We start from the raw sequence: 311 nt of genomic DNA, 5'->3' as shown, positions 1-311 counted from the left end.
CAGAAGTTGCTGGCAACGGCGCGTGAGCAGGGCTGGCCGGTGGCGCACACGCGTATCGTGTATGCCGACGATGGCGCTGATCACAATATCTTCAGCATCAAAGTCCCCGGCATGCTGGGTCTGACCGAAGATGCGCACAACAGCCACATCGTGCCGGAGCTGGCTCCTGCACCGGGTGAATTTATTGTTCGCAAGAACGTGCCGTCGGCGTTTTTTGGTACGCCCCTGGCGGCGTGGCTGACCCAGCGTGGCGTGCAAACACTGCTGGTGGCGGGTGCGGTGACCAGTGGTTGCGTGCGCTCCAGCGTGGT

Annotated in this window: 1 protein-coding gene; it reads left to right on the top strand. The window is 62.4% G+C overall.

Going from position 1 to position 311, the window contains the following annotated elements:
- Nucleotides 1–311 (top strand): isochorismatase family protein (locus VF694_RS16445; protein ID WP_440164917.1); only part of this gene is annotated, 311 nt, incomplete at both ends.

Origin of the sequence: Alcaligenes sp. Lyrl_28 (assembly GCF_051948705.1) — a bacterium.
GTDB classification, from domain to species: domain Bacteria; phylum Pseudomonadota; class Gammaproteobacteria; order Burkholderiales; family Burkholderiaceae_B; genus Alcaligenes; species Alcaligenes ammonioxydans.
The sequence above is the reverse complement of the archived record's forward strand: the minus strand, read 5'-3'. Positions and strand labels throughout refer to the sequence as shown.